General features: G+C 65.7%; 26 protein-coding genes. 17 read left to right on the forward strand and 9 right to left on the reverse strand.

The window, feature by feature from the left end:
• The first annotated feature begins 6 nt into the window (after window positions 1-6).
• The 8 genes from QZ332_RS00520 to QZ332_RS00555 all read left to right on the forward strand — a co-directional run bounded on the left by QZ332_RS00520 (window position 7) and on the right by QZ332_RS00555 (window position 8,709).
• Window positions 7-750 carry a zinc metallopeptidase gene (locus QZ332_RS00520; protein WP_295761036.1) on the forward strand — a complete coding sequence of 248 codons (744 nt, stop codon included), beginning with the start codon at window positions 7-9 and terminating at the stop codon, window positions 748-750.
• The gene (gene rsmB / locus QZ332_RS00525) at window positions 747-2,063 is read left to right on the forward strand and encodes a 16S rRNA (cytosine(967)-C(5))-methyltransferase RsmB (RefSeq protein WP_295761039.1); all 1,317 of its coding nucleotides are present in this window, start codon (window positions 747-749) and stop codon (window positions 2,061-2,063) included. The genes QZ332_RS00520 and rsmB overlap by 4 nt, the downstream gene beginning before the upstream one ends.
• A 12-nt stretch (window positions 2,064-2,075) precedes the next feature.
• On the forward strand, window positions 2,076-3,107 hold the full coding sequence (gene rlmN / locus QZ332_RS00530) for a 23S rRNA (adenine(2503)-C(2))-methyltransferase RlmN (RefSeq protein WP_295761041.1): 1,032 nt from the start codon (window positions 2,076-2,078) through the stop codon (window positions 3,105-3,107).
• Window positions 3,104-3,835 carry a Stp1/IreP family PP2C-type Ser/Thr phosphatase gene (locus QZ332_RS00535; RefSeq protein WP_295761043.1) on the forward strand — a complete coding sequence of 244 codons (732 nt, stop codon included), beginning with the start codon at window positions 3,104-3,106 and terminating at the stop codon, window positions 3,833-3,835. The genes rlmN and QZ332_RS00535 overlap by 4 nt, the downstream gene beginning before the upstream one ends.
• A 15-nt stretch (window positions 3,836-3,850) precedes the next feature.
• Window positions 3,851-5,851 (forward strand): Stk1 family PASTA domain-containing Ser/Thr kinase, encoded by a 2,001-nt coding sequence (pknB, locus tag QZ332_RS00540; protein ID WP_295761045.1) that lies wholly within the window; start codon window positions 3,851-3,853, stop codon window positions 5,849-5,851.
• A 1-nt stretch (window position 5,852) separates the two neighbouring features.
• Window positions 5,853-6,737, forward strand: a complete 885-nt coding sequence (gene rsgA, locus QZ332_RS00545) for a ribosome small subunit-dependent GTPase A (protein ID WP_295761047.1) — start codon at window positions 5,853-5,855, stop codon at window positions 6,735-6,737.
• A 93-nt stretch (window positions 6,738-6,830) separates the two neighbouring features.
• A complete protein-coding gene (locus QZ332_RS00550) occupies window positions 6,831-7,007 on the forward strand; it encodes a hypothetical protein (protein WP_295761049.1) in 177 nt (58 codons plus the stop codon).
• A gap of 163 nt (window positions 7,008-7,170) precedes the next feature.
• Entirely contained in the window at window positions 7,171-8,709 is a 1,539-nt protein-coding gene (locus QZ332_RS00555) for a DUF3794 domain-containing protein (protein WP_295761051.1), read from the forward strand.
• Window positions 8,710-8,779: 70 nt separating this feature from the next.
• On the opposite strand, the gene QZ332_RS00560 is transcribed toward QZ332_RS00555, so the two are convergent.
• The 3 genes from QZ332_RS00560 to QZ332_RS00570 form a co-directional block, all read right to left on the reverse strand.
• Window positions 8,780-9,547: an amino acid ABC transporter ATP-binding protein gene (locus QZ332_RS00560; protein ID WP_295761053.1), complete on the reverse strand. Its 768-nt coding sequence runs from the start codon at window positions 9,545-9,547 to the stop codon at window positions 8,780-8,782.
• Window positions 9,548-9,559: 12 nt separating this feature from the next.
• On the reverse strand, window positions 9,560-10,198 hold the full coding sequence (locus QZ332_RS00565; RefSeq protein ID WP_295761055.1) for an amino acid ABC transporter permease: 639 nt from the start codon (window positions 10,196-10,198) through the stop codon (window positions 9,560-9,562).
• A gap of 69 nt (window positions 10,199-10,267) precedes the next feature.
• Window positions 10,268-11,140, reverse strand: a complete 873-nt coding sequence (locus QZ332_RS00570) for a transporter substrate-binding domain-containing protein (RefSeq protein WP_295761057.1) — start codon at window positions 11,138-11,140, stop codon at window positions 10,268-10,270.
• A gap of 219 nt (window positions 11,141-11,359) precedes the next feature.
• Between QZ332_RS00570 and spoIVA the strand changes: the two genes are divergently transcribed.
• Complete coding sequence (gene spoIVA / locus QZ332_RS00575) at window positions 11,360-12,835, forward strand: stage IV sporulation protein A (RefSeq protein WP_295761060.1); 1,476 nt, start codon at window positions 11,360-11,362, stop codon at window positions 12,833-12,835.
• Between the two features lie 36 nt (window positions 12,836-12,871).
• On the opposite strand, the gene QZ332_RS00580 is transcribed toward spoIVA, so the two are convergent.
• On the reverse strand, window positions 12,872-13,228 hold the full coding sequence (locus QZ332_RS00580; RefSeq protein ID WP_295761062.1) for a CPCC family cysteine-rich protein: 357 nt from the start codon (window positions 13,226-13,228) through the stop codon (window positions 12,872-12,874).
• Window positions 13,225-13,749, reverse strand: coding sequence for a methylated-DNA--[protein]-cysteine S-methyltransferase (locus QZ332_RS00585; RefSeq protein WP_295761064.1), 525 nt, complete (start codon window positions 13,747-13,749; stop codon window positions 13,225-13,227). The genes QZ332_RS00580 and QZ332_RS00585 overlap by 4 nt, the downstream gene beginning before the upstream one ends.
• Window positions 13,750-13,892: 143 nt before the next feature.
• On the opposite strand from QZ332_RS00585, the gene QZ332_RS00590 reads away from it, so the two are divergent.
• The 3 genes from QZ332_RS00590 (at window position 13,893) to QZ332_RS00600 (ending at window position 16,470) form a co-directional block, all read left to right on the forward strand.
• A complete protein-coding gene (locus tag QZ332_RS00590) occupies window positions 13,893-14,696 on the forward strand; it encodes a type III pantothenate kinase (protein ID WP_295761066.1) in 804 nt (267 codons plus the stop codon).
• Window positions 14,697-14,839: 143 nt separating this feature from the next.
• Entirely contained in the window at window positions 14,840-15,394 is a 555-nt protein-coding gene (locus tag QZ332_RS00595; RefSeq protein ID WP_295761068.1) for an RNA polymerase sigma factor, read from the forward strand.
• Window positions 15,391-16,470 (forward strand): hypothetical protein, encoded by a 1,080-nt coding sequence (locus QZ332_RS00600; RefSeq protein WP_295761070.1) that lies wholly within the window; start codon window positions 15,391-15,393, stop codon window positions 16,468-16,470. The genes QZ332_RS00595 and QZ332_RS00600 overlap by 4 nt, the downstream gene beginning before the upstream one ends.
• Window positions 16,471-16,525: 55 nt before the next feature.
• Here the strand turns inward: QZ332_RS00600 and QZ332_RS00605 are convergent, their stop codons facing one another.
• Window positions 16,526-17,764 carry a 6-phosphofructokinase gene (locus QZ332_RS00605; protein ID WP_295761072.1) on the reverse strand — a complete coding sequence of 413 codons (1,239 nt, stop codon included), beginning with the start codon at window positions 17,762-17,764 and terminating at the stop codon, window positions 16,526-16,528.
• Window positions 17,765-17,995: 231 nt separating this feature from the next.
• On the opposite strand from QZ332_RS00605, the gene fba reads away from it, so the two are divergent.
• The 4 genes from fba to ligA all read left to right on the forward strand — a co-directional run bounded on the left by fba (window position 17,996) and on the right by ligA (window position 23,428).
• On the forward strand, window positions 17,996-18,964 hold the full coding sequence (gene fba, locus QZ332_RS00610) for a class II fructose-1,6-bisphosphate aldolase (protein ID WP_295761073.1): 969 nt from the start codon (window positions 17,996-17,998) through the stop codon (window positions 18,962-18,964).
• 345 nt (window positions 18,965-19,309) lie between these two features.
• Window positions 19,310-20,704, forward strand: a complete 1,395-nt coding sequence (gene murD / locus QZ332_RS00615; RefSeq protein ID WP_295761074.1) for a UDP-N-acetylmuramoyl-L-alanine--D-glutamate ligase — start codon at window positions 19,310-19,312, stop codon at window positions 20,702-20,704.
• A 42-nt stretch (window positions 20,705-20,746) separates the two neighbouring features.
• Window positions 20,747-21,439, forward strand: a complete 693-nt coding sequence (gene yunB, locus QZ332_RS00620) for a sporulation protein YunB (RefSeq protein ID WP_295761075.1) — start codon at window positions 20,747-20,749, stop codon at window positions 21,437-21,439.
• Window positions 21,440-21,451: 12 nt separating this feature from the next.
• On the forward strand, window positions 21,452-23,428 hold the full coding sequence (gene ligA, locus QZ332_RS00625) for an NAD-dependent DNA ligase LigA (protein ID WP_295761077.1): 1,977 nt from the start codon (window positions 21,452-21,454) through the stop codon (window positions 23,426-23,428).
• Between the two features lie 40 nt (window positions 23,429-23,468).
• Here ligA and QZ332_RS00630 read toward each other — a convergent pair whose 3' ends face one another.
• The 3 genes from QZ332_RS00630 to QZ332_RS00640 form a co-directional block, all read right to left on the reverse strand.
• On the reverse strand, window positions 23,469-23,870 hold the full coding sequence (locus QZ332_RS00630; protein WP_295761257.1) for a manganese catalase family protein: 402 nt from the start codon (window positions 23,868-23,870) through the stop codon (window positions 23,469-23,471).
• Between the two features lie 63 nt (window positions 23,871-23,933).
• Window positions 23,934-25,520, reverse strand: a complete 1,587-nt coding sequence (locus tag QZ332_RS00635) for a recombinase family protein (protein ID WP_295761078.1) — start codon at window positions 25,518-25,520, stop codon at window positions 23,934-23,936.
• A gap of 64 nt (window positions 25,521-25,584) precedes the next feature.
• Entirely contained in the window at window positions 25,585-26,214 is a 630-nt protein-coding gene (locus QZ332_RS00640) for a helix-turn-helix domain-containing protein (RefSeq protein ID WP_367116640.1), read from the reverse strand.
• Window positions 26,215-26,387: 173 nt separating this feature from the next.
• Between QZ332_RS00640 and QZ332_RS00645 the strand changes: the two genes are divergently transcribed.
• Window positions 26,388-26,594: a helix-turn-helix transcriptional regulator gene (locus QZ332_RS00645; protein WP_295761079.1), complete on the forward strand. Its 207-nt coding sequence runs from the start codon at window positions 26,388-26,390 to the stop codon at window positions 26,592-26,594.
• Window positions 26,595-26,613: the final 19 nt, after the last annotated feature.

Below are 26,613 nucleotides of genomic sequence, written 5' to 3' on the forward strand. Positions count from 1 at the left end.
GTGCTTATGCCTTATTATAGATTCGGCTACGGTGATTTCCTGGCGGACAACGTATACTGCCTCCTGCTGATCCCGGTGCTGCTCCTGTCCCTCTGGGCCCAGGCCCAGGTCAGCGGCAATTTCAAGAAGTACAGCCGGGTGCCCAGCCGGCGCCGGCTCACCGGGGCCCAGGCGGCGGAGGCCGTCCTGCGGGCCAACGGGGTCTATGACGTGCGGATCACGTCCACCTGGGGCGAACTGACGGACCATTACGATCCCAGGGACAATACCATCTACCTCTCCCAGGCCGTCTACAGCGCCGCCACCGTCGCGGCGGCGGGCGTGGCGGCCCACGAGGCGGGCCATGCCGTCCAGTACGCCGTGGGCTACGCGCCCATCCGCCTGCGCAGCGCCATCGTGCCCCTGACGAACATCGGGTCCCGCTGTTCCTTCCTCTTCCTGTTCATCGGGCTGATGCTGTACAGCCAGGGCCTGTTCCTGGCGGGCATCCTGCTGTTCTCCCTGACCACGTTCTTCCAGCTGGTGACCCTGCCGGTGGAGTTCAACGCCTCCCGCCGGGCCCTGGAGACCATCGAGGGCCAGGGGCTGCTGGACGGTGAGGAGCTGGACGGCGCCCGGAAGGTCCTCCGGGCGGCGGCGCTGACCTATGTGGCGGCGCTGCTGATGTCCGCCCTGCAGCTGCTGCGCTATGTGCTGATCTTCCTCGGGCGGAGCGATCGGGGCGGCCGCCGGGGCGGAGGCCGCGGATGAGCGCCCGCAGGGAGGCGCTGTCCGTCCTGACGGCCTGCCGCGTGCGGGGGGCCTGGGCGGATGCGGCGCTGGGCCCCCGCCTGGCGGGGCTCTCTCCCGCCGACGCGGGGCTGTGCAGCCGGATCGTCTACGGGGTCATCCAGAACGAGGCCCTGCTGGACTTCTACCTCTCCCGGTACTGCACCCAGAAGCTGGAGCGCCTCCAGCCGCCGCTGGCGGACATCCTGCGGATCGGGGCCTATCAGATCTTGTTCCTGGACCGGGTGCCGGACAGCGCCGCCGTCCATACGTCGGTGGAGCTGGCGAAGGATGCGGGCAGGGGACCGGCGGCGGGCCTGGTCAACGCCGTCCTCCGGCGGCTGAGCCGGGAGAAGGGGGCGCTGCCCGCCATCCCGGACCGGGACGAGGCGGGCTACCTCTCCATCCGCTACAGCCATCCCAAGTGGCTGGTGAAGCGGCTGCTGGCCCTGCTGGGCCGGGAGGAGGCGGAGGCGTTCTTGGCCGCCGGCAACAGCCAGCCCCCTATGGCCGCTCAGGTGAACACCTGCCGTTCCTCCGCCGGCGCGGCCCGCAGGGCCCTGGAGGACGAGGGCGTCCGGGTGGAGGAGCATCCCTGGCTGCCGGACTGCCTGCTGCTCTCCGGCACGGGGGACCTGGAGCGGCTGGCGGCCTTCCGGGACGGGGCCGTCTATATACAGGACCCTGCGGCCCGCCTCGCGGTGCTGGCGGCGGACCTGCGGCCCGAGAGCCGGGTGCTGGATGTCTGCGCCGCCCCGGGCGGCAAATCCTTCGCCGCCGCCATCGCCATGGGGGGGCAGGGGGAGATCCTCGCCTGCGACCTCCACGAGAACAAGCTCCGGCGCATCCAGGAGGGCGCGGCCCGGCTGGGCCTGGGGTGCATCCGCACCGCGGCCGCCGACGGGCGGGCCTTCCGGGAGGAGTGGCGGGACGCCTTCGACCTGGTCCTGGTGGACGCGCCCTGTTCCGGGCTGGGCATCCTCCGCAAGAAGCCGGACATCCGGCGGAAGGGGGCGGACAGCCTCTTCGCCCTGCCGGTGATCCAGAGCGCCATCCTGGAGAACGCCGCGCGGTATGTCCGCCCCGGCGGGACGCTGGTCTACGCCACCTGCACCATCCTGCCGGAGGAGGACGAAGAGGTGACGGACGCCTTCCTGGGGCTCCACCCGGGCTTTTCCCGGGAAAGCTTCGCTCTGCCGGGGCCCATCGGGGGGACGGAGGGCCAGGTGACGCTCTGGCCCCACCTCCACGGCACCGACGGTTTTTACATCTGCCGCATGACGCGGCGCGGTTGATTCGAGGCATGTATGTTCGATCTGAGATCTATGTCCCTCCCGGAGCTGCGGGAGGCCCTCCAAGGGATGGGGGAGCCCGCCTTCCGGGGCCGGCAGGTCTTCTCCTGGCTCAGCCGGGGCGCGGGCTCCTTCGACGAGATGTCGGACCTCCCCATCCCCCTGCGGGAGCGTCTGCGGGAGACCTGTACGCTGGGCGTCCCCAAGGCGGTCCGCCGGCAGGTGTCTGCGAAGGACGGCACCATCAAATATCTCTGGGAGCTGGCGGACGGCAACTGCATCGAGTCCGTCCTGATGCGCTACCGCCACGGGAACACCGTTTGCATCTCCTCCCAGGTGGGCTGCCGGATGGGCTGCGCCTTCTGCGCGTCCACCATCGCCGGGAAGGTCCGGGACCTGACGCCAGGCGAGCTGCTGGAGCAGGTGATCTTCGTCCAAAAGGACTCCGGCGCCCCCATCTCCAACATCGTGCTGATGGGCATCGGTGAACCGATGGACAACCTGGACGCCGTGCTGAAGTTCCTGGAGATCGTGAACCACCCCGACGGGCTGAACATCGGGATGCGGCACATCTCCCTCTCCACCTGCGGCGTGATCCCCGGCATCCGCCGCCTGGCGGAGCTGGAGCTGCAGCTGACGCTGTCCGTCTCCCTCCACGCGCCGGACGGCGAGACCCGCTCCAAGCTCATGCCCGTGGACCGGGCCTATAGCGTGGAGGAGCTGTTCGCCGCCTGCCACGACTATTTCCGCAGGACCGGGCGGCGGATCTCCTTCGAGTACGCCATGATCGACGGCGTGAACGACCGGGACTGGCAGGCGGACCTCATCGCGGAGCGTCTGCGGGGGATGCCGGGCCACGTGAACCTGATCCCGCTGAACGACGTGGCGGAGAGCCCCTTCCGGCCCTCCCGCCGGACGGCGGCGTTCCAAAAGCGCCTGGAGTCCCACGGCGTCACCGCCACGGTGCGGCGGAGCCTGGGCGGAGATATAGACGCCGCATGCGGACAGCTCCGCAGGAAGGCAGAGAAAGGGGAGTATCCTCAATGATGAACATATGGACCATGACCGATACCGGCCTCGTCCGCAAAGAGAACCAGGACGCCTACGCGGTGCAGACCGTGTTCGGCCATACGATCTGCGTGGTCTGCGACGGGATGGGCGGCGCCGCCGGCGGCCGGCTGGCCAGCCGCATCGCCGTGGAGACCTTTTCCGCGGAGATGGAGAAGCGCCTCTCCGCCGGCGCGAAGCCGGACCGCCTGCGGGAGGTCTCCGTGGTGGCGGTGGCCCTGGCCAACCGCGCCGTGCGGGAGGCCGCCCGGAGCTCGGAGGAATACCGCAGCATGGGGACCACCCTGGTCTCCGCCGTCTCCTTCGACGGCGGCGTGGTCATCGCCAACGTGGGAGACAGCCGGGCCTATCACATCAGCCGGGACCGCATCGTCCAGGTGACCCGCGACCACTCCCTGGTGGAGCACATGCTGGAGCGGGGGGACATCACCGCGGAGGAGGCCCGCCGCCACCCCAACCGGAACCTGATCACCCGGGCCCTGGGGCCGGACATCGACCCGGAGTGCGACTGCTACACCTGCCAGCTCTCTCCGGGGGACTTCCTCCTTTTGTGCACCGACGGACTGGTCAACACCGTGACGGACCAGGAGATCATGGCGGAGGTCCTCCGGGGCGACACGGAGACCTGCATGGACCGTCTGCTGGCCATCTCCAAGGGCCGGGGCGCGCCGGACAACGTCACCGTCGTTTTGGCGAGGGAACCGTAAGGGAGGAGGAGCTGTATGGATCAATACATCGGGAAGATGCTGGACAACCGCTATGAGATCCTGGAGCGCATCGGCACCGGGGGCATGGCCGTGGTCTATAAGGCGAAATGCCACCGGCTCAACCGCCTCGTCGCGCTGAAGATCTTGAAGAGCGATCTGGCCCAGGACGAGGATTTCCGCCGCCGCTTCAACGCGGAGTCCCAGGCCGTCGCCCAGCTGTCCCACCCCAACATCGTGTCGGTCTACGACGTGAGCCGGGGCGGCGACACGGAATATATCGTCATGGAGCTGATCGACGGCATCACGCTCAAGCAGTATATGCAGAAGCGGGGCCAGCTGAACTGGCGGGAGTCCCTGCACTTCATCACCCAGATCATGCGGGGCCTCAGCCACGCCCACAGCCGGGGCATCGTCCACCGGGACATCAAGCCCCAAAACGTCATGGTCCTCCGGGACGGCAGCGTGAAGGTGGCCGATTTCGGCATCGCCTGCCTGGAGAACTCCGCCCAGACCCTGACCCAGGAGGCCCTGGGCTCCGTCCATTATATCTCGCCGGAGCAGGCCAGGGGGGAGCGGACCGATTCCCGCAGCGATATCTACTCCGCCGGCGTGGTGATGTACGAGATGCTCACCGGGCGGCTGCCCTTCGAGGGGGACTCCGCCGTGTCCGTGGCCATCCAGCACCTCAGCTCCGTGCCCCTGGCCCCCCGGGAGCTGAACAAGGAGATCCCGGTCCAGCTGGAGCTGATCTGCATGAAGGCCATGACGCCGGCCCTGGAGCGGCGCTACGCCTCCGCCGACGCCATGATCGCCGACCTGGAGGATTTCCGGAAGGACCCCAACATCGATCTGGACTTCACCATGATGGACCTCCGCCCGGAGGAGCCGGTGGAGCCCACCCAGCCCATCCGCACCTATGACCGGACGCTCCACCCGACGCCGAAGGGCCGGGAGCCGGAGCGGCCCCGTGAGCGCCGCCGGGAGTATGAGGACGACTACGACTACGATCCGCCCCGGCGGGGCGGAGGCGCCGGGGTGAAGATCCTGGTCGGCGTGGCCGTCATGCTGGCGCTGGCGCTGGCCGTCGTGCTGGTCAAGACCATGTCGGATTCCATCGCCCAGCCCCAGGCGCCGGTGACCTACCCCGTGCCCTCCCTGCTGGGCTACACCCTGGAGCAGGCCGGCGATCTGACCGGCGTGAAGGACATCTTCACCCTGGTGGAGAAGGGCAGCGAGTTCAGCGAGGAATATCCTGCGGGGACCATCGCCCGGCAGGATCCCGCGGAGGGCCGGCACCAGAAGGGCGACAACCTGACCATCAGCGTCTGGATCAGCGCCGGGGAGGACACCGGCGAGATGGTGGATGTGGTGAACGACACCGTGCCCCAGGCGAAGGCGCGGCTGAAGAGCCTGGAGGAGAAATACGGGCTGGAGATCGTCAGCGATGAAGCGGATATGGAGTTCAGCGACGAGTACACCGAGGGCTATATCATCCGCAGCGAGCCCGCCGAGGGGGAGCCGCTGAAAAACGGCGACACCGTCCGCCTCATCGTCAGCAAGGGGCCGGAGAAGAAGCCCGTGGCGGTGCCCCGTTTCGTGGGGATGCAGATCGACGAGGCCCTGCGGTCCCTGGTGGACACCTGGCACCTGACCTGTACGGAGGCCGACATCGAATATGTGGAGAGCGCGGAGGAGCCCAACAGCATCATCTGGCAGAGCATCGATCCCGCCACGACCGTGACCGAATGGGACACCATCAAGTTCCAGGTCAGCGGGGGCATCACCGTCAAAGAGGTCGGGATCACCATCACTCTGCCGCAGGATGACCGCACCACCGTCCAGGTGGATGTCTACGTGGGCGACGAGGCGGATCCCCAGTATTCGGAGCGGGTCAGCTGCGCCGACGGGACCGTTTTCACGAACCCGCCGCTCAAGGGCTCCGGCACTCAGACGGTCAAGATCTATTTCGACGGCGTGCTGGATCAGAGCCAGATCCAAGACGTGCAGTTCAGCTGATATGACGGGACGCATCCAAAAAGCCCTCAGCGGCTTCTATTATGTGGACGTCGGGGAGGGGACCGTCCTGACCTGCCGGGCCAGGGGGAGGTTCCGGAAAGAGGGGATCTCCCCCCTGGTGGGGGACCGGGTGGAGGTCCGGGAGCTGGGCGGCGGGGAGGGCCTCGTGGAAGCGGTCCTCCCCAGGCGGAACGCCTTCGCCCGGCCCGCCGTGGCCAACATCGACCGGTTGGTGGTCATCGCCTCCAACGCGGTCCCCAAGACGGACCCCTTCCTCATCGACCGGGTGGCCGCCATCGCCGCCTTGAAGGGCTGTCAGGTCATCGTGCTGCTGAACAAGTGCGACCTGGACCCGGCGGAGGAGCTCTATGGCATCTACCGCGCCTCCGGCTTCCAGACCCTGCGGGTCAGCGCGGAGACCGGGGAGGGCCTGGAGGAGCTGAAGGGGGCGATCTCTGGGAAGCTGTCTGCCTTCACAGGGAACTCCGGCGTAGGGAAATCCAGCATCTTGAACGCGCTGGACCCCGGTCTCCGCCTGCCGGCGGGAGAGGTCAGCACCGCCCTGGGCCGGGGCCGCCATACCACCCGCCATGTGGAGCTGCACCGCCTGTCCTGCGGGGCGGAGGTGGTGGACACGCCCGGGTTCTCCTCCTTCGACACGGAGGAGCTGGACCTGGAGCTGAAGCGCCGCCTGCCGGAGACCTTCTTGGAGTTCGCCCCTTACTTGGGCGCGTGCCGCTTCGTGGGCTGCTCCCATACCCGGGAGCAGGGCTGCGCCGTGCTGGAGGCCCTGCGCCGGGGCGATATCCAGAAGAGCCGCCATGACAGCTACCTCCGCCTCTATGAAGAGCTGAAGCCCCTGCGGGAGTGGCAGGGGAAAAAGTGAGACGCCGCCTCCGGGGACCGGGGCGGCGTCCTCTTTTCACCAGGGACGGGCCCGCCGTATATACTGAGGAAGAAGGGAAGGAGGCGTGACGCAATGGGTCGCGGAAATTGGGGCTGTGGAGGCCAGGGCGGCGGCAGCCGCCTGCTGGGCATATGCGCCGTCGCCCTGGGCGCGGGGATCTTGATCGCCGCGGTGTTCCCGGTGGGCGTGCTGATGTTCCTGGTCGCGTTCCTGCTGATCGGCTGCGGCTGCGCCTGCTGCCGGCGATGAGGACAGGGAGGAGGCGTCTTATGAACATCGTCGTTTGGAAGTCCCCCAAAATGCTCCGGGGCATCCTGAAGAAGATCTTCAAGGTATGAGACATATCCTTTCCCGGCGGTTCATACACTAGGACATGGATCTTATGGATCGCCGGGAAAGGAAGGAGCCCTTCATGGAACTGGAATTGAAAAAAGTGTCCTTGGACACCTATGAAACGGGCGGGGAGCTGACCCTGACCCAAGAGGAGACGGCGGAGACCATCGTGCCGGACTACTGTCCCGATATCGCCCGCATCATCGAGACCGACGGGAAGGTATACCTCCACAGCCGGGAACTGCGGGACGGGAAGGCGGAGATCTCCGGCACGGTCCGGGTCACCGTGCTCTACACCCCGGACGGTGAGAGCGGCGTCCGGACGCTGGAGTTCGCCATCCCCTTCACCGCCGAGAGCGACAGCCGGGCGCTGCCGGGCTGCCAGCACCTGACCGCCGAGACGGAGACGGAGTTTTTGGAAGCCCGGATGCTGAACCCCCGGAAGATCTTCACCCACTGCAAGCTGGTGACGCGTCTGACCGGCTATCAGCGCAAGCCCCTGGAGTTCTGCACGGACACGGAGGCGGAGCCGGGGCTCCAGGTGGAGAAGCGGCAGGAGGGACAGCACGCGATCCTCCTGACCCACATCGCCGAGAAGGATTTCACCTTCACCGAGGAGGTGGACCTCTCCCCGGGACGGGAAGGCGCGGCGGAACTGCTGACCAGTCAGATCTCCAGCACCGTCACGGAGACGAAGATCGTGGGCAGCAAGCTGATCTTCAAGGGCATCTTCTCCATCAGCCTGCTCTACCGGGACAACGACGGCGCCTTCGCCTCCGCCGTTTCCGAGCTGCCCTTCTCCCAGATCATGGAGGTGGAGGGCGCCGCGGAGGGCGCCGCGGCCAGGCTGCAGCTGCAGCTCACGGGGACAGACCTCCAGATCGACGGCGACGACCCGGAGGGCCGGCAGATCGCGGTGACGCTGTACCTCCACGCCACGGCCCTCCTGCGGGAGGAGCAGGAGCTGACCCTGCTCAGCGACCTCTATTCCACGGCCTATGATATGACCTATGAGGCCGCGCCGCTGAACATCACCAGCTTCTGCGAGGATCTGACCCGCCGTCAGACCCTGCGGGAGGTCCTGGAGATCGGCGTGGTGGCGGAGTCCATCCTGGCGCTGTCCGCCAAGTGCGGCGCGGTGTCCGTCAGCCGGGAGGGGAAGATGGCGGTGCTCCGGACCGGAGTGACCGTCCGGGCCATGTACCTGGACGAGGGCGGCGTGCCGCTGGTGGCGGAGCGGAGCATCGACGCCGGATGCCAGCTGGAGCTGCCGGAGGACTGCCGGATCGCCGCCAAGGCCGTCTGTGCCGAGGAGATCCAGGGGACCCTGGGGGACCGGGGGATCGAGGTCCGCTTCCCGGTGGACTTCCATGTGGAGGCGGCGACCAGGGTGAAGAAGGTCTGCGTCTCCGCCGCGAAGCTGGACGCGGAGACCGCCAAGGATCCCAGCGGCGCGCCGTCCCTGGTCCTGCGGTGCATCGGGCGGCAGGAGAGCGCCTGGGACCTGGCGAAGAAGTACAACACCACCATCGCCGCGATCCTCTCGGCCAACCAGCTGGAGGGGGAGGAGTCGATCCCCCAGGACCAGCTGCTGCTGATCCCGAGGAAACGGGCATGAAAAGCGCGCGGGAGGAGATCTCCCGCGCGCTTCCCTCTGTGAAGCATATCTGCTTTATAGGATAGGCGTCTCAATCGTTCGAATACCGGGACAGGAACTGCCGGGTGCGCTCTTCCTTGGGATGGTCGATGACCTCCCGGGGGACGCCCTGTTCCACGATGACGCCGTCGTCCATGAAGATCACCTGGTCCGCCACGTCCCGCGCGAAGGCCATCTCGTGGGTGACGATGATCATGGTGGTCCGCTGTTCCGCCAGGGAGCGGATGACCCGCAGGACCTCCCCCGTGAGCTCCGGATCCAGGGCGGAGGTCGGCTCGTCGAAGCAGAGGATGTCCGGGTGCAGGGCCAGCGCCCGGGCGATGGCGACCCGCTGCTGCTGTCCGCCGGAGAGCTGGTGGGGGTAGTGGCCCTCCCGGTCGGCCAGGCCCATCTGGGCCAGCAGCTCCCGGCCCGCCTTGACGATGTCCTCCTTGTCCTCACCGCCCCGTTCTTTCGCCAGGAGCTCCCTGGCCAGGGTGACGTTCTGCAGGGCCGTATACTGGGGGAACAGGTTGAAGTTCTGGAACACCAAGCCGAAATGGAGGCGCTTTTTGCGGATCTCGCTCTCCAGCTGGGTCTTGGGGTCGGCGGCGTCGAAGAGCGTCTCGCCCTTCACGCAGATCCTGCCGTTGTCAGGACGCTCCAGGAAGTTCAGGCAGCGGAGGAGGGTCGTCTTCCCGGAGCCGGAGGAGCCGATGATGGACAGGGCCTGGCCCTCCTCCAGAGAGAAGCTGATGTCGGAGAGGACCTGCGTGGGACCGAAGTGCTTTTCGATGTGTCGGACTTCCAGGATGGACATGTTGGGCCCCCCTTATTTGAAATAATCCAGCTTCTTTTCGAACTGGTCCAGCAGGACGGTCAGGATGCCGCTGAGGAAGAGGTAGAAGACCGCCGTATAGAACAGGGGCCAGATCAGGCCCTTTTTGATGTACGTCTCGCCCATCCAGATCAGCTCATACACGGAGATGACCCGGACCAGGGAGGTATCCTTCACCAGGGTGATCATCTCGTTGCCCATGGGGGGGACGATGTGCTTGACCACCTGGAGCAGGGTGATCTTGAAAAAGATCTGGGACTGCGTCATGCCGAGGACCTGTCCCGCCTCGTACTGCCCCTGGGGGACGGATTGGATGCCGCCCCGGTAGATCTCGGAGAAATAGCAGGCGTAGTTGACGGCGAAGGCCACCAGGGCCGCGGTGAACCTGGGGAGCAGGGGGAGGCCGAAGAGCAGGCCGGGCCCGTAGAAGATGATGAGGATCTGGATCATCAGCGGAGAGCCCCGGACGATCCAGACCACGGTCTGTACCAGCCAGCGCAGGGGGCGGAAGCGGCTCATGGAGCCGAAGCTGATGATCAGCCCCAGGGGCAGGGCGAAGAGCAGCGTGAGGAAGAAGAGCTTCAGCGTGGTGATCATGCCCTCCAGCAGGCTCAGGGTCACGGGGATAAACATGGGGACTCTCCTTTCAAAGCCGGGAAGGGCAGAGGGCGCTGCGCCCTCTGCCCAAGCTCCGCGAGCCTCTTATTTTTCGATCACGGACTCCTGCACGCCGTAGACCGAGGCGGTCTCCATCACGGTGCCGGCGTCATAAGCTCCCTTCCACCAGGTGTTGAAGGCGTCGGTCAGATCGGACCCCTTCCGGAAGCCCACGCCGTATTCCTCGTCGTTGAGCTGCACGGTGTAGGTCAGATCGGGATAGCTGGTGCCCTCGCCGATCATGGCGCCGGCCATCAGCAGGTCGATGACCGCGGCGTCCGAGGCGCCGGAGGCCACTTCCATCAAAGCGGCGGCCTGGTTCTGCATGGCGGTGTAGGGGATGCCCAGCGCGTCCAGCTGCTCGGCGCCGGCAGAGCCGTTCTCCACGGCGAACTTCAGGCTGCTGAGGCTGTCCACGGTCTGGTACTGGTCGGCCACGCTCTTGTTGACCACCACCACCTGGCCGTTGAGGCAGTAAGGCTCGGAGGTGCTCATCAGGGCCTTGACGTCATCGGTGAGGGTCATGCCGTTCCACACCACGTCGATGGCCTTGGTGTCCAGCTCCATGGACTTGGCGTCCCAGTCGGCCAGCTCCAGGAACTCGGCGGTCACGCCCAGGCTCTCGGCGAAAGCCTTGGCCATGTCGGCGTCGAAGCCGATCCACTCGTCGCTGCCGTCCGCCTTATAATCCATGGGGGCGAAGTCGGTCATCCCGACGACCAGCGTGCCCTTGCCCTGGACATAGGCCAGATCGCTGTCGGCGGAGGGATCGCTCCCCGCGCCGTCCGAGGCGCCCGCCGCATCGGCAGGGGGGGCGCTGCTCCCGGCGGAGCCGCTGTCTTCGCCGCCGCAGGCGGCCAGGCTCAGGACCATGGCAAGGGCCAGCAGGAGGGCCCAGAGTTTTTTCCATTGCTTCATGTTCTCATCCTCCAAACAGGAGCGGGCGTCCCGCTCTTTTAATACGCTAGCAGTTTACCATATTAAAGAACCTGTGTAAAGCATGATTTCGACCAAATCAGCTCTTCGCGCCGGGCCCGTTCTTGTGCGCTTCCTCTAAAACGAGACGGGCCGTCATACTTTGGCCCCCTGGGACATAGAGTGAAGCATGAATATGGAGCGGAAAAAGGACGGGATACTATGAACACGACTATCTATCAGAATATCGCCACCCGCACGTCGGGAGATATCTACATCGGCGTGGTGGGCCCGGTGCGGACCGGCAAGTCCACCTTCATCAAGCGCTTCATGGAGACCCAGGTGATCCCCAACATCGAGAACGTCTACCGCAAGGAGCGGGCCAGGGATGAGCTGCCCCAGAGCGGATCCGGCCGGACGATCATGACGGCGGAGCCCAAATTCGTCCCGGAGGAGGCGGCCCAGGTCCAGCTGCCGGACGGCGCGTCCTTCTCCGTGCGGCTGATCGACTGCGTGGGCTACATGGTGCGGGGGGCCATCGGCCAGTATGAGGACGACGCGCCCCGGATGGTGACCACGCCCTGGTACGACCACGAGATCCCCATGACGGAGGCGGCGGAGATCGGCACCCGGAAGGTCATCTCGGAGCACTCCACCATCGGCATCGTCATCACCACCGACGGCACCGTCTCCGACATCCCCCGGGAGGACTATCTGGAGGCGGAGGAGCGGGTGGTCCGGGAGCTCCAGGAGCTGGGGAAGCCCTTCATCGTCCTGCTGAACTCCGTGGATCCCAGGTCCGACCGGGCGGAGGCCATCGCCCGGGACATCGCCTCCCGCTACGAGGTGAACTGCGTCCCGGTGAACTGCCTGGACCTGGGGGAGGAGGACGTGGCGGACATCCTCCGGGCGGTGCTCTACGAGTTCCCCATGCAGGAGCTGGATCTGTTCCTGCCCCCCTGGGTGGACGCCCTGCCCACGGACCACCCCATCAAGGCCAGCCTCTACGACGCGGTCCGCCAGGGGACCTCCCAGCTCCAGCACATCCGGGAGGTGGACGGCGTCATCGCCGCCCTGGGGAGCTGCGAGAACATCAGCGAGGCGAAGATCACCTCCATCGACCTGGGCACCGGCGTGGCCGCGGCCAGCCTCAGCCTGCCCCGGGAGCTGTTCTACCACACCCTGTCGGAGCAGTCCGGCTTCGAGGTGGCGGACGACGGCGACCTGATGAGCCTGCTGACCCGCCTGGCGGCGGTGAAGGCGGAGTACGACAAGGTGGCCGGGGCCCTGCGGGACGTGAAGGAGACGGGGTACGGCATCGTGGTCCCCAGCATCGACGAGCTGACCTTGGAGGAGCCGGAGATCATGAAGCAGGGGGGACGCTACGGCGTGAAGCTGAAGGCCAGCGCCCCCAGCATCCACATGATCCGGGCGGACATCGAGACGGCGGTCTCGCCCATCGTGGGGAACGAGAAGCAGTCGGAGGACATGGTGAACTACCTCCTCCAGGAGTTCGAGGGGGACACCAGCAAGATCTGGCAGTCCAACATCTTCGGCCGGAGCTTCCACGAGCTGGTCAGCGACGACCTCCAGGGCAAGCTGAAGCGGATGCCGGACGACGCCCGGAAGAAGCTCCAGGAGACCCTGACCCGCATCATCAACGAGGGCAGCGGGGGGCTCATCTGCATCATCCTGTAAGGGCGACGGGCATGGGGAGACCCCATGCCCGTTTCGTCACGGCAGTTCCTCCGGCAGGGGCTCCCGCGCGTATGGCAGGAACTCCTCCCGGACGGCTCCGAGCCTCTTATAAGCCTCCCGGCCTTCTGCCAGGGTCATGCCGTGATTTTCGTCGCTGGGCCGGTCCTCGCCGGGGTCGAAGACGTCGTTCTCCCAAAGGCACACCGGGCAGAGATAGGCCAGGGCGTCCTCCTTGGGGACCGGGAAGGTCTTATAGCCGCAGCAGGGGCAGGGCCATCTCCCCCGAGCGGGGACAGGCTCCTGCCCCTCAGGCTCCGGTACGGCCGGTCCGGGGACCGCTCCAAAGGTCCGGTCATGGGCCGCCTTTGGATAGGGCTTCCGTGTTTCCCTCACAGCGCCGTCCCTCTTTTCGGCGCGTAGAGCCCCGACAGGTCCGCGCCCTCCAGCTCCAGCAGGGCCCGCTTCTTCTCCACGCCCCCGGCGTAGCCCGTCAGGCTGCCGTCCGCCCCCACGACCCGGTGGCAGGGGATCAGGATCGAGATGGGGTTGTGTCCCACCGCGCCGCCCACCGCCTGGGGAGAGGCGGGGATCCCGGAGGATCTCAGCTCCTCCGTCAGCGCGCCGTAGGTCGTGGTCGTCCCAAAGGGGATCTCCAGCAGCAGCCCCCATACCCTCTGCCGGAACGCGCTCCCCTGGGGGGCCAGGGGCGGCAGGGGCGGGAGCTCCCTCTCCTCGAAATAGGCGTCCAGCCATGCCGCCGCCTGGCGGAAGACCGGCAGGTCCGGGCGTTCCTCCGGCTCCGCCGCCAGTCCGGCGGCGAAATACTTCTGGCCCTCCAGCCAAAGGCCGGTGACCGCCTCCCCGTCGGAGGCCAGGGGGCCCAGGGGGGAGGCCAGCCTTGTCGAATACGTCATACACGGTGCGCTCCTCTCGTTTGATGCATCCAGTATACCAGAACGGATGTGCGATGGCAAGCCCGTTTTGCGGGGCCGTCCTGGGGAGCCCCCGCGTTTTGCCTCCTCTTGCAAGGCGGCCCGACTCGTGCTAGTATATCTGTATGAGAAAGACTGGGACGAAAGGAGCGCTCTCCATGCTGCTTGCCATCGATGTGGGCAACTCCAATACCTCGGTCGGCCTTTTCGATAAGGACAAGGCCCTCCGCTTCCTGGCCTCCCTGGACACGGACAGCCGGAAGACCGCGGATCAGATCAGCATCGACCTGATGAACCTGTTCACCCTCTACCATTTCAGCTATAAGGACGTCACCGGGGCCATCCTGTGCAGCGTGGTGCCTCCGCTGAACTTCATGATGGAGAAGGCCCTGACCCGCCTCCTGGGCAAGCCCCCCATGGTGGTGGGCCCCGGCGTGAAGACCGGGCTGAACATCCGCCTGACGGTCCAGACCCAGGTGGGTGCCGACATCGTGGCGGACGCCGTGGCGGCGCTGGAGAAGTTCACGCCCCCCATCATCACCATCGACATGGGCACCGCCACCACCATCGGCGTCATCTCCGAGGGCCGGACCTACGAGGGCGGGCTGCTGCTGCCGGGGGTCAACGTGTCCCTGGAGGCCCTGAGCCGCCGGGCGGCCCAGCTGCCGGACATCTCCCTCCAGCATCCGAAGTCCCTCATCGGGAAGAACACCGAGGACTGTATGCGCTCCGGCATCGTCTACGGCACCGCCGGGATGCTGGACGGCATCATCGACCGGGTCCGGGAGGAGTTCCCGGGCCGGGAGGTCAGCGTGGTCGCCACGGGCGGCAACGCTCCGGTCATCGTGCGCTACTGCCGAAACCCCATCCTCTACGATAAGTTCTTGCTGATGGACGGGCTCTGGACCATCTATCAGAAGAACCGCTGAGGGGGGAGGGCCCGGGCAGGAGGAGGCCGTCCGCGGATCCGCGGGCGGCCTTTTCATGGAAGATCGGGCGGACCGGGAACGCCGGCGCTTTTTTCCCGTCTATACGATCGAGGGCCCAACGAAGGCCGAGAGGAGGAGCGCGGATGGAGGACCAAGCCATCGTAGATTTGTACTGGCGGCGGGACCCGGAGGCCATCCGGGAGAGCGGGCGGAAGTACGGCGCGTACTGCAAGACGATCGCCCGGAACATCCTGCATGACGGGAGGGACGCAGAGGAGTGCGTCAACGACACCTGGCTCAGCGCCTGGAACGCCATGCCGGAGGACCGCCCGGGACGGCTGGCCCCGTTCCTGGGGAAGATCGCCCGGAACCTGGCGTTCGACCGCTGGCGGGCCAGCCATGCGGAGAAGCGGGGCGGGGGAGAGCTGCCCCTGATCCTGGAGGAACTGGCGGAGTGCGCATCGCCGCAGGACACCGTCCAGACACTGGAGGCCGCGGAACTGGGGAGGGCGGTGGACCGCTTCCTGCATACGCTGCCGGAGCGGGAGTGCAGCGTCTTTTTGCGGCGCTACTGGGCCGCAGAGCCGGCGGCGGAGATCGCGGGACGGTATGGCATGCGGGAGGCGACCGTGCGGACCAGCCTCTTCCGCAGCCGGGAGAAGCTGCGGCGCTATCTGGAAAAGGAGGAGCTTTTATGAACCAGCAGGAGCGGCTGTTCCAGGCCATCGGCGAAGCAGATCCGTATTTGATCGCCCGCAGTGAAAAACAGCGGCGGAGCCGCCGGCCGGCGTACTGCTTTGCGGCGGCGGCTTATCTGGCGCTGGTGCTGGCGGCGGGGAGCGTCCTCTCCCACCAGCGGACGGGGCCGGTCACCGCGCCGCCGCATGGAGAGGCGCCTCCGGTGGGGGATGTGGCGGAGACGCCGCCCCATGACACCGGCGGGCCGGATGAGGGGGAGCTCTCCCTGCCGGCCCACGGCGGGGATATCGGGGGCCTGCGCCTGCTGAGCTACGCCCCGCAGGACCGGGAAGCGGCGGTGGACTTCCTCATCTACGTCAACGAGGAGCAGTTCGATATCCGTGAAGAGGATGGGCTTTACAGCATCCGGAACAAAGAGCGTTTGCCGGAGGGCTTCCCGGAGCTGGGGCTCGATATCCTCCACCTGCCCGGTACGTCCTGCGGAGCGGCCTCGTCGGAGGCGGAGGAGGCCCTGGAAGGCCGCTACACGGAGTTCCGTTTTGAAGAGATGTCCGCCGCCCTGCCGGGGAGCCTTTACCTCCGGGCCTCCGCGGGCACGGATTGGGACTCGGAGCAGGCGGAGCTCTGGTTCGTGGACGACAGACAGGGCGGGACCTTCGTCCTGGCCGCGCGCTATTTCCTGGAGGCGGAGGAGGGCATGGGCCAGTGCTTCCGGGACATGGTCTCCAGCTTCCGGCCGGTCTCCCTGGACGAGACGGTGCCCGACTGGATGCGGGAGCTCCGTGAGGCGGCGGACCGGCTCTTCCCGGCGCTGTTCGCCGACGACCTTTCCGGCGTCTCCGACCTCCTTGCGGGGGACGCCGAGGCGGACGCCTATGGAGAGGACGTCTGGGCAGACATCACCGTCGCCTCCGTGGATTATATGCCGGACAGCGACCGGGAGCCCTCCCAGGCCACGGTCTCTGTGAAGCACCGCCTGCATCGCGTGGAAGGGGACAGCTTCTGCTACCTGACCATGGAGATGATCCGCCGGGACGGCCGCTGGCTGCTGACCTGGTCCGGCATCGAGAAGTGACCGGGAAAGGGACAGCCCCGCTCTTTCGAGCGGGGCTGCTTCGGCTGTGGGGGGCTTACTTCGCCAGGACCTTCTTCAGCTTGGCGAAGCGGGGCAGGGAGTCCTGCTTGGGCAGCTTGGGCTCGCCCTGGATCAGGGGCAGGGCATAGTCGATGAAATCCTTGGTCACGCCGTCGTGGGTGGCGTTGATCCACTCCAGGGGGACCTTCTTCTCGGTGTTGGCCACGTCGGTGAGGCCCAGCAGCTTGGTCTTGCAGACATAGCGGCCGTCCTCATAGCAGCGCTCGAAGCCCACCATCTTGTCGGTGATGCCGGCCACGGCGTTCTCCACGGCGGCCTTGCCGGACATGAAGGACTCCTCGATGTCGGTCTCGGAGGCCAGGTGCGCGCCGCAGCGCTGGAGCAGGCTCAGCTCGATGCCGCGGACCTTGGCGCCGGTCTTCTGCTTGCAGGCATCGGCCAGCATAGCGGCCAGGCCGCCCAGCTGGGCGTGGCCGAAGCCGTCGGTGGCGGAGGTCTTCGCCTCGGAGACGAAGGCGCCGTCGGCGTAGTGGATGCCCTCGGAGACGGCGACCATGCAGTTGCCCTTCTCCTTATAGATGCGGTCCACATCGGCCAGGAACTTGTCCATGTCGAAGTCCACCTCGGGGAGGTAGACCAGGTCGGGGCCCGCGCCGTAGGCGGAGGCCAGGGCGGCGGCGCCGGCCAGCCAGCCGGCGTGGCGGCCCATGATCTCGATGATGCAGATCATGCCGGTGTCATAGACCCGGGCGTCCTGGTAGACCTCCATGCAGCTCGTGGCGATATACTTGGCGGCGGAGGCGAAGCCGGGGCAGTGGTCGGTGCCGAAGAGGTCGTTGTCGATGGTCTTGGGCACGCCCATGACCCGGCACTCATAGCCCACCTGCTGCATATATTTGCTGATCTTGTTGCAGGTGTCCATGGAGTCGTTGCCGCCGTTGTAGAAGAAGTAGCGGACGTCGTATTTCTTGAAGATCTCCAGGATGCGCTTGTAGTCGGTGTCATCCACATCGGGGTCCTTCATCTTATAGCGGCAGGAGCCCAGAGCGGAGGAGGGGGTGTACTTGAGCAGCTCCAGCTCGGCGGGGTCCTCCTGGCCCATGTCGAACAGGCGGTCGTTCAGCACGCCCTTGATGCCGTGCTCCGCGCCCAGGACGCGGGTGATGTTCGGGTCGTTCAGCGCGGTGCTGATCACGCCGTAAGCGCTGGCGTTGATGACGGAAGTGGGGCCGCCGGACTGGCCGAAGATGCACGCGCCTTTCAATTCACTCATGAGAAAAGCCTCCTCAAAATTTTTCTTCCTTTACCGATGGGACGGGATCCATAGCATTTTTATCATACCATCCAAAAAAAGAATTGTAAATACTTGCATTTTATTTTTTTTGTGATATTATCATAAAAGAAAATCGTTTTCGTCTGCGCAAACGAGCGGAAGAGGGCCAAGGGCCTTTTCCCGCCCGGACAGCGGGGGCGGGACAAATAAATTTGTCAGGAGATGATTGTTATGGCACTGGTCACTTCTACCGAGATGTTCAAGAAGGCTTATAACGGAGGGTACGCCATCGGCGCCTTCAACGTCAACAACATGGAGATCGTTCAGGGCATCACCGAGGCCTGCCGCGAGGAGAAGGCCCCCGTCATCCTCCAGGTCTCCAAGGGCGCCCGCGCCTATGCCAACCACACCTATCTCGTGAAGCTGGTGGAGTCCGCGGTCATCGAGTGCCCCGAGATCCCCGTCGTGCTGCACCTGGACCACGGCGACAGCTTCGAGACCTGCAAGTCCTGCATCGACGGCGGCTTCACCTCCGTCATGATCGACGCCAGCTCCAAGCCCTTCGCCGAGAACATCGAGATCACCAAGAAGGTCGTCGAGTATGCCCACGACCACGGCGTGGTGGTCGAGGCCGAGCTGGGCGCCCTGGCCGGCGTGGAGGACGAGGTCAACGTCTCCGCCGAGGAGTCCCACTACACCCGTCCCGAGGAAGTCGAGGAGTTCGTCTCCAAGACCGGCTGCGACTCCCTGGCCATCGCCATCGGCACCTCCCACGGCGCGTATAAGTTCACCGCCGCCCAGTGCACCCGCAACGAGAAGGGCGAGCTGGTCCCGCCCCCGCTGCGCTTCGACATCCTGGAAGAGGTCGTGAAGCGCCTGCCCGGCTTCCCCATCGTGCTCCACGGTTCCTCCAGCGTGCCCCAGGACTATGTGAAGATGGTCAACGCCAACGGCGGCAAGATGCCCGACGCCGTCGGCATCCCGGAAGAGCAGCTCCGCAAGGCCGCCCGCAGCGCCGTCTGCAAGATCAACATCGACTCCGACCTGCGCCTGGCCATGACCGGCACCATCCGGCAGTACTTCAATGAGCATCCCGACCACTTCGACCCCCGTCAGTATCTGAAGCCCGCCCGCGCCAACATCAAGGAGCTGGTCCGCCACAAGCTGGTGGACGTCCTGGGCTGCAACGGCAAGGCCTGATCTTCCCGGCGGCTGTCATCGAAAGGCGGAGACGTTTCGCGTCTCCGCCTTTCCGTCCCCTCCCCGGCGGGACGAGGAGGATCCGCCGTGCAGAGGGGCCTTGCCAGGGCCGCTCCGCCATGGTAAGATAAGGGAGCGGCCGCCCCGGGATAGGGGACACGATCCGGCCGGAGCGCTCGGGGGCCGGGGACGGCCGTCGAAGCGAGCAAGGGCCTGCCGGCGCATGGATGTGCCGCGGCCCGCCTGCGGGGCCCGCCGCCGGGCCGTTTCGTGGCCGCGGAGGCGATACGATCCAAAGGCGCGCAAGACCCCGCCCATGGGCGGGAAGGATAAGGAGCGACTCCTATGAGCTTTGAGGGATACCTGTCCTCTTTGAAAGACAAGACCGTGGCCGTCATCGGCATCGGCGTCTCCAACCGGCCCCTGATCGAGCTGCTGCTCTCCCGGGGCATCGCGGTGACCGCCTGTGACAAAAAGGACCGGGCGGCGCTGGGCGCTTTGGCGGGAGAGCTGGAGGGGAAGGGCTGCCGGCTCCGGGCGGGGCCGGACTATTTGGAGGGCCTGACCGAGGACGTCATCTTCCGTACGCCCGGCATGCGCCCGGACCTGCCGGAGCTCACCGCCGCCGTGGGGCGGGGGAGCGTCCTCACCAGCGAGATGGAGGTCTTCTTCCAGGTCTGTCCATGCCCCATCATCGCCGTCACCGGCAGCGACGGGAAGACCACGACCACCACCATCATCGCCCAGCTGCTCCGGACGGCGGGACGGACCGTCCATCTGGGCGGCAACATCGGCCACCCCCTCCTGGCGGAGGCCGGCGGCATGGATCCGTCGGACATCGCCGTGCTGGAGCTGAGCTCTTTCCAGCTGATGACGATGACGGAGAGCCCCCATATCGCCGTCGTCACCAACCTGGCGCCCAATCATTTGGACGTCCATAAGGACTATGCCGAGTATATCCGTGCAAAGGAGAACATCTTCACACATCAGGGGGCGGAGGACATCGCCGTCTTCAACGCGGACAACGAGGTCACCCGCTCCTTCATCGGCCGGGAGCGGGGGGGCCTCCGGACCTTCAGCCGCCGGGAGGCGGTGGGACGGGGGGCCTATCTCGCCGCGGGCCCTTCCGGCGAGGGGCAGGCCATCTGGATGGCCAATGAGCAGGGCCGGCGGCCCGTCCTGCCCTTGGCGGGGATCAAGCTCCCCGGCGTCCACAACGTGGAGAACTATATGGCCGCCATCGCCGCCGTGGACGGGGAGGTCCCCGATGAGACCATCCGGGCCTTCGCCGGGAGCTTCGGCGGCGTGGAGCACCGGATCGAGCTGATCCGGGAGCTGGACGGCGTGCGCTGGTACAACGACTCCATCGCCTCCAGCCCCAGCCGCACCATCGCGGGGCTGAACGCTTTCCCGGGGAAAGTGGTGCTCATCGCCGGGGGGAAGGACAAGGGCGTCTCCTATGACAGCCTGGGCCCCGTGGTCAACGAGCACGTGAAGCTGCTGATCCTCTGCGGCGCCACGGCCGGCGCCATCCGCGCCGCTGTGGAACAGGCGGAGGGCTACGCCGGGCTGGAGATCGTGGATGTGGAGGACTACCACCAGGCCGCCGCCCTGGCCAGGAGCCGGACGTCGGCAGGGGACGTGGTGATCTTGTCGCCCGCCAGCACCTCCTTCGACCGCTTCGCCAATTTCATGGAGCGGGGGAGGGTCTTCAAGGAGATCGTCAACGGCCTGAAATAAGACCAAGCCCGCCGCGCATAGGATGCCTGAGGGGGCGATCTCATGGGCTATCTTCATTACCGGCGGCGGGCGACCCGGCGGACGCTGCTGTCCGTCTTCGCGTTCTCCGCCGTGGCGCTGACGCTGGCCGCCATGCTCTTCGCCACGACGCAGATGCGGCCGATCTTGGCCAGCCTCGCCACGACCCGGGTCTCCAACATGGTCAACCGCATCGTCTCCGAGGCCGTCGACGAGGCCATCGAGAGCGGGAACATCAGCTACAGCGACCTGATCACCTTCGAAAAGGACAACGAGGGGCGGATCACGGCCATCTACAGCAATATGGCGGCGTTCAACCGCCTGCAGTCCAAGATCTTGGACATCATCCTGGCCCGGATCGACCAGGTATCCACCCGGGAGCTGTCCATCCCCGTGGGCAGCCTCACCGGCTCCGTCCTCCTGGCGGGGCGGGGGCCCGGGATCAACGTGCGGATGGAGTCCGTGGGCTCCTCTTCCGCCAATTTCGCCAACGAGTTCGCCTCCGCGGGCATCAACCAGACCAAGCACCAGATCGTACTGGATATCGACGTGGCCGTCAGCATCCTGCTGCCGGGGTTCTCCACGGCGACCACCGTCTCCAACTCCGTCACCGTGGCGGAGACCGTCATCGTGGGCTCCGTGCCGGACACTTACACCTATTTCAGCTCTACGCCGGGAAGCTATGAGAGCGACGCGAAGGACTATATCTTGAACTGACAGGAGGACCTCATGGACTACCGTGAAGAGATCGGACAGCTGCGGGAGGCGCTGAACGAGCATGGGTACCGATACTACGTGCTGGACGCGCCCGTCATCAGCGACTATGAATACGACATGCTCAACCGCCGCCTGGAGGAGCTGGAGGCCCAGCACCCGGAAGAGGTCACGCCGGACTCGCCCACTCAGCGGATCGGCGGGAAGACGCTGGAGGGGTTCTCCGCCTATACCCATGAGGCCCCCCTGGAGAGCCTGCAGGACGTGTTCAGCGCGGGAGAGGTGGCGGAGTTCTGTGAGCGGATGGACGAAGCGCTGGGCGGCGGGACGGTCTATTCTGTGGAACCGAAGGTAGACGGCCTGTCCGTGGCGCTGGAGTACCGGGAGGGCGTGTTCGTCCGGGGCGCCACCCGCGGGGACGGCCGGACGGGGGAGGACGTGACGGAGAACCTGAAGACCATCCGCTCGATCCCCATGACGCTGCCAGACAAGCTGCCCCGCCTCATCGTCCGGGGGGAGGTCTATATGTCCCGCACGGTCTTCGAGGAGCTGAACGCCCAGCGGGAGATCCAGGGCAGGGCCCTGCTGGCGAACCCCCGGAACGCCGCCGCCGGCTCCCTCCGCCAGCTCGATCCGAGGGTCTGCGCGGCGCGGAAGCTGGACATCCAGGTCTTCAACCTCCAGCTGGCGGAGGGGAGGGAGTTCGTCTCCCACCAGGAGACACTGGATTATCTGGCATCCCAGCGTTTCCGGGTCATCCCGCACGTGACGCTCTCCGGGACGGCCGCCTGTCAGGCGGAGATCGCCCGGATCGGCGATGGACGGATGGCGTACCCCTTCGATATCGACGGAGCGGTCGTGAAGGTAGATTCCTTGACAGACCGTGCGAGATTGGGCAGTACGGCGAAGTCCCCGAAGTGGGCGGTGGCGTTCAAGTACCCGCCGGAGAAAAAGCCTGCCCGGGTGGTGGATATCGTCATCCAGGTGGGCCGCACCGGCGTGCTGACGCCCAAGGCGGTGCTGACGCCTGTCCGCCTGGCGGGGACGACCGTCACCAACGCGACGCTCCACAACCAAGACCTCATCACCGAGAAGGATATCCGGATCGGGGACACTGTCATCGTGCAGAAGGCGGGGGAGATCATCCCGGAGGTGGTGGGCGTGGATATCTCGAAACGCCCCGAGGGGACGGAGCCCTATCGCTTCCCCGAGGTCTGCCCGGTCTGCGGCGCGCCGGTCCGCCGGGACGAGGACGGCGCCGCCATCCGTTGTACCGGGGCGGAATGCCCCGCCCAGCTTTTGAGGAACCTGACCCATTTCGCCAGCCGGGACGCCATGGATATCGACGGCTGCGGCCCCGCCGTGGTGCAGCAGCTCATCGACAGCGGCATGGTCGCTAACGCGGCGGACCTCTACGGCCTGGAGGCGGAGGGAGTGGCCAAGCTGGATCGGATGGGGAAGAAGTCGGCGGAGAACCTCCTGGCCGCCATCGAGCGCTCGAAAAAGAACGACCTCAGCCGCCTGATCTATGGCCTGGGGATCCGGCAGGTGGGGGAGAAGGCTGCGAAGGTGCTGGCCGCCCATTTCCGCACGATGGACGCCCTCTCCGCCGCCGGGGCGGAGGAGCTGACCGAGATCGACGACGTGGGCAGCGTGACGGCCCAGTGCGTGGTGGACCACCTCTCCTCGCCCCAGGCGAAGGACCTGATCGCCCGGCTGAAAGCCGCCGGCGTCAATATGGAGAGCAGGGAGGAGCTGGTGGACGAGCGCTTCGCGGGGATGACCTTCGTCCTCACCGGGACGCTTTCCCGGTTCGACCGCAAGGCCGCCCAGGCGCTGATCGAGGAGCGGGGCGGGAAGGCCGCCGGGTCCGTCTCCAAGCGGACCACCTATGTGGTAGCGGGGGAGGCCGCCGGCAGCAAGCTGAAAAAGGCAGAGGAGCTGGGCATCCCCGTCCTGACAGAGGACGAGTTCGCGGCGATGCTGGAGTGAACGCAGGGAGAGCGGCGGGCATGCCCGCCGCTCTCCTCGTTCATTTGTCGAAGGAAGGGTTCATATAATAGACGTTCTTCTCGTTCATCCGATCCTTCGCCAGCCGCAGGCCCTCGCCGAACCGCTGGAAGTGGACGACTTCCCGCGCCCGGAGGAACTTGATGACGTCGTTGACATCCGGGTCGTCGGAAAGGCGGAGGATGTTGTCATAGGTGAGGCGGGCCTTCTGCTCCGCCGCCAGGTCCTCCGTCAGATCCGCGATGAGGTCGCCGGTCACCTGCATCGTGGAAGCGGACCAGGGATAGCCGGAAGCGAACTGAGGGTAGACGCCCGTGGTGTGGTCCACGAAATAGGTGTCGAACCCGGCGGTCCGGATCTGTTCCTCATCGAGATCCCGGGTCAGCTGGTGGACCAGGGTGCCTACCATCTCCAGGTGGCCCAGCTCGTTCGTCCAATCAGGTTATCAACAGAGGCCGCCCCCGCAGGCGCGGGAACGGCCTCTGTTTCACTTTTTGGCAGGGGGGACGGACGGCGGGAGCCGGGGGTACAGCACCAGCTCAAAGCCGTCGTGGGAGCCGCCGTCCCGGACACCGCGCTCCTTGGTGTAGACGACCTTTTCGAGCACCCCTTTTAGCATATCGTTCTTATCCTTCGCGCTCGGAAGGTCGTCGTAGACGGCCAGCAGGTGCTCCACCTTCGGGATAATACTGCGGCGGGATTCCTCCCGCGCAGCGTCGAGGGCGATCTCCGTCTCGATGGCCTCAAGGCTTTCCTTCGCGGTCTGGATTTTCTCGGCGAGGACACGGGAGCGCTCAAGAAATTTCTCGGTGGAGTAGACCCCCTGCTCCAACAGGTCATGTACGTTGTCGAGCTGCTTATCCAGCGTGGCAAGCTCCCCGGAGAGGCGCTTGGCCGCCCGGCGCTTCTGCTCAAGCAGGGAGGTGTCCTGCGGAGCGTCGAGACCCCATTCGAGGCGGTAGTCCTCAAGCCACTCCCGGAGGCCGTCAAGGACGCGCTGCTCGACGAGGGAGAAGTAGGCGGAGACGTTGGTGCAGGAGGTAGCAGCACACATGAGGGTGGGCGGAGTGTTGTGGCTGTACGGGCGGCGCACCATCCGGCGGCCACACTTCCCGCAGATCACCAGTCCGGCGAGAGGGCTTTTGACTGTGTAGCGCTCCCCGATGGGGCGCGGGGGATTTTTCGACATCAGCTCTTGAGCGAGGTTGAACTGCTCCTCGGATATGATTTTGGGATGCAGGCCGTCCACGATAACACACTCCTCCACAGAGGCGCGGGGCCGCTCAACGACGAGCTGGCCGTCCACCATCCTCTTGACTTGGTGCCGCCAATTCCAGCGGATTTTCCCGCAGTACACGGGATTGATTAGAATATCCCGGATGGTAGCCACCACCCAATCCCCGCCCATCTTAGTTGGCACCTTGAGGGCATTGAGACGGCGCACGATCAGGGAGACACCGAGGCGCTTGCGGGTGCCGTCCGGCAGAAGCTCCCCAGCGGTGTAGAGGTCGTATATCAGCCGGATAACATCGGCCTCCTCTGGGACAACTTCGAGGGTAAAGCCCTTGTCGTGTTCCAGCTTCACGCGGCGGTAGCCGTAGGGGGCCTTGTTGCTGACATACTTGCCCTCCTTGACGGAGGCGACGCGCCCGCGCTGCAAGCGGCGGTTGATTGTCTTATACTCGCGCCGGGACATGAACAGGCCGAACTCGAAATACTCCTCGTCGTACTCGTTGGCAGGATCGTAGGTCTTGATGGGGGTGATTATCCGGGTGTCGGAAAACTTGAACGTCTGCGCGACGATGCCCTGGTCGATGGTGTCGCCACGGGCCAGACGCTCGACCTCCATCACCAGCACACCCTCCCACGCGCCCTGCTCCACCTCGGAGAGGAGCCGCTGCATGACAGGCCGGGCGGCGATAGTCTCGCCGGAGACGACTTCCCGATAAATCTCGGTGACGTTGAGGCGCAGGCGCTTAGACAGCTCCAAAAGGGCCTTTTCGTGCCGGGCCAGCGTCTCGCCCTCGCCACGGGCCTCGGCTTCCGCGTCGGCGCGGGACTTACGCAGGTACATACAGTACGGCACGGGAATCACCTCCTATGCGCCGTTCTACGGGGCCGGAAGAAGTCAACGTAGATCACACCGCCGACGACCTTGTAGACCCCGTATCGCTCCCGCCAGCGTCTTTCTTGACGTTAAACGCGACCTCCATATCCGCCTGCATGAGCTTGTCCAGCAGGGCGGAGACCTCGTTCTTGAGCTGGCCCTGCAAGGCCATGAGGTCAGACAGAGCCACCGGGTCGGTGATGGCACCGCCGGAGGATTCGATCAGCTTGCGGATGTCGGCCCGGAGGGATTGCAGGGTATGAAGCAGCTCTTGGTAGACGCGCAGGCGCTCGGGACGGGCAAGCTGCATATCCCGGTTGAGGAGCAGGTAGAAGTCGTCGAAGCACTTGGAGACGACCGGGCGCAGCTCCGCAGGCATGGCCTTGAAGTGTCGCTCGAAGTTCACGCGGTCGTTGTAGAAGACCTGCTCGGTGTGGTTCTTCTCGTCCGAATACCCCAGCAGGTAGTCGGTGGACACGTCGAAGTAATGGGCCAGAAAGCAGACCGTCTCAAAGTCCGGCTCCTTGTCCTCAATCTCGTACCCGGAGACGGTGGAGCGCTTCTTGTGTATGAGATTCGCCAAATCGGTCTGCGTCATTCCCCGCTCCTTGCGCAGGGAAATGAGCCGGGTGGAAAACTTTTGCATTTGCAGCACCTCCATGAAGTTTTATTATACTTGTTTTGCCCCGTTTTGTGTAGCCAATGACCCGATAAGCGGCAATCGAGGGTAAAAAATAAAGGCAGCCGAAGAAAATGGTTGACAATGACCCCAAAAGGGACTATAATGAGCTTGCAGGCCCGGAAAGGGACATCATGCGGAGAGGAGGAGACACCATGAGGGTGAAGCTGAGACGTTTGCGGGAGGCCCACGGGTACACGCAGCAGACGTTTAGCGCTGTGGTCGGGGCCAGCCGCACACACTACACGCAGATCGAGACCGGGGATAAGCAGCCGTCTTTGAAACTGGCCTTGCGCATCAAGCGGGCGCTGAACTACTACGGCGACGACATCTTCGACAACACCATGCCCGTCAGGAAGTAATTTTTTTACCGCAGAATGA

Origin of the sequence: uncultured Oscillibacter sp. (assembly GCF_910584465.1) — a bacterium.
Classification (GTDB): Bacteria; Bacillota; Clostridia; order Oscillospirales; family Oscillospiraceae; genus Oscillibacter.

Coding starts and splice junctions, on each gene's coding strand:
- QZ332_RS00520 (WP_295761036.1), top strand. CDS start 7: ATGCCTTATTATAGATTCGGCTACGGTGATTTCCTGGCGGACAACGTA.
- rsmB (WP_295761039.1), top strand. CDS start 747: ATGAGCGCCCGCAGGGAGGCGCTGTCCGTCCTGACGGCCTGCCGCGTG.
- rlmN (WP_295761041.1), top strand. CDS start 2,076: ATGTTCGATCTGAGATCTATGTCCCTCCCGGAGCTGCGGGAGGCCCTC.
- QZ332_RS00535 (WP_295761043.1), top strand. CDS start 3,104: ATGATGAACATATGGACCATGACCGATACCGGCCTCGTCCGCAAAGAG.
- pknB (WP_295761045.1), top strand. CDS start 3,851: ATGGATCAATACATCGGGAAGATGCTGGACAACCGCTATGAGATCCTG.
- rsgA (WP_295761047.1), top strand. CDS start 5,853: ATGACGGGACGCATCCAAAAAGCCCTCAGCGGCTTCTATTATGTGGAC.
- QZ332_RS00550 (WP_295761049.1), top strand. CDS start 6,831: ATGGGTCGCGGAAATTGGGGCTGTGGAGGCCAGGGCGGCGGCAGCCGC.
- QZ332_RS00555 (WP_295761051.1), top strand. CDS start 7,171: ATGGAACTGGAATTGAAAAAAGTGTCCTTGGACACCTATGAAACGGGC.
- QZ332_RS00560 (WP_295761053.1), bottom strand. CDS start 9,547: ATGTCCATCCTGGAAGTCCGACACATCGAAAAGCACTTCGGTCCCACG.
- QZ332_RS00565 (WP_295761055.1), bottom strand. CDS start 10,198: ATGTTTATCCCCGTGACCCTGAGCCTGCTGGAGGGCATGATCACCACG.
- QZ332_RS00570 (WP_295761057.1), bottom strand. CDS start 11,140: ATGAAGCAATGGAAAAAACTCTGGGCCCTCCTGCTGGCCCTTGCCATG.
- spoIVA (WP_295761060.1), top strand. CDS start 11,360: ATGAACACGACTATCTATCAGAATATCGCCACCCGCACGTCGGGAGAT.
- QZ332_RS00585 (WP_295761064.1), bottom strand. CDS start 13,749: ATGACGTATTCGACAAGGCTGGCCTCCCCCCTGGGCCCCCTGGCCTCC.
- QZ332_RS00590 (WP_295761066.1), top strand. CDS start 13,893: ATGAGAAAGACTGGGACGAAAGGAGCGCTCTCCATGCTGCTTGCCATC.
- QZ332_RS00595 (WP_295761068.1), top strand. CDS start 14,840: ATGGAGGACCAAGCCATCGTAGATTTGTACTGGCGGCGGGACCCGGAG.
- QZ332_RS00600 (WP_295761070.1), top strand. CDS start 15,391: ATGAACCAGCAGGAGCGGCTGTTCCAGGCCATCGGCGAAGCAGATCCG.
- QZ332_RS00605 (WP_295761072.1), bottom strand. CDS start 17,764: ATGAGTGAATTGAAAGGCGCGTGCATCTTCGGCCAGTCCGGCGGCCCC.
- fba (WP_295761073.1), top strand. CDS start 17,996: ATGGCACTGGTCACTTCTACCGAGATGTTCAAGAAGGCTTATAACGGA.
- murD (WP_295761074.1), top strand. CDS start 19,310: ATGAGCTTTGAGGGATACCTGTCCTCTTTGAAAGACAAGACCGTGGCC.
- yunB (WP_295761075.1), top strand. CDS start 20,747: ATGGGCTATCTTCATTACCGGCGGCGGGCGACCCGGCGGACGCTGCTG.
- ligA (WP_295761077.1), top strand. CDS start 21,452: ATGGACTACCGTGAAGAGATCGGACAGCTGCGGGAGGCGCTGAACGAG.
- QZ332_RS00635 (WP_295761078.1), bottom strand. CDS start 25,520: ATGTACCTGCGTAAGTCCCGCGCCGACGCGGAAGCCGAGGCCCGTGGC.
- QZ332_RS00640 (WP_367116640.1), bottom strand. CDS start 26,214: ATGGAGGTGCTGCAAATGCAAAAGTTTTCCACCCGGCTCATTTCCCTG.
- QZ332_RS00645 (WP_295761079.1), top strand. CDS start 26,388: ATGAGGGTGAAGCTGAGACGTTTGCGGGAGGCCCACGGGTACACGCAG.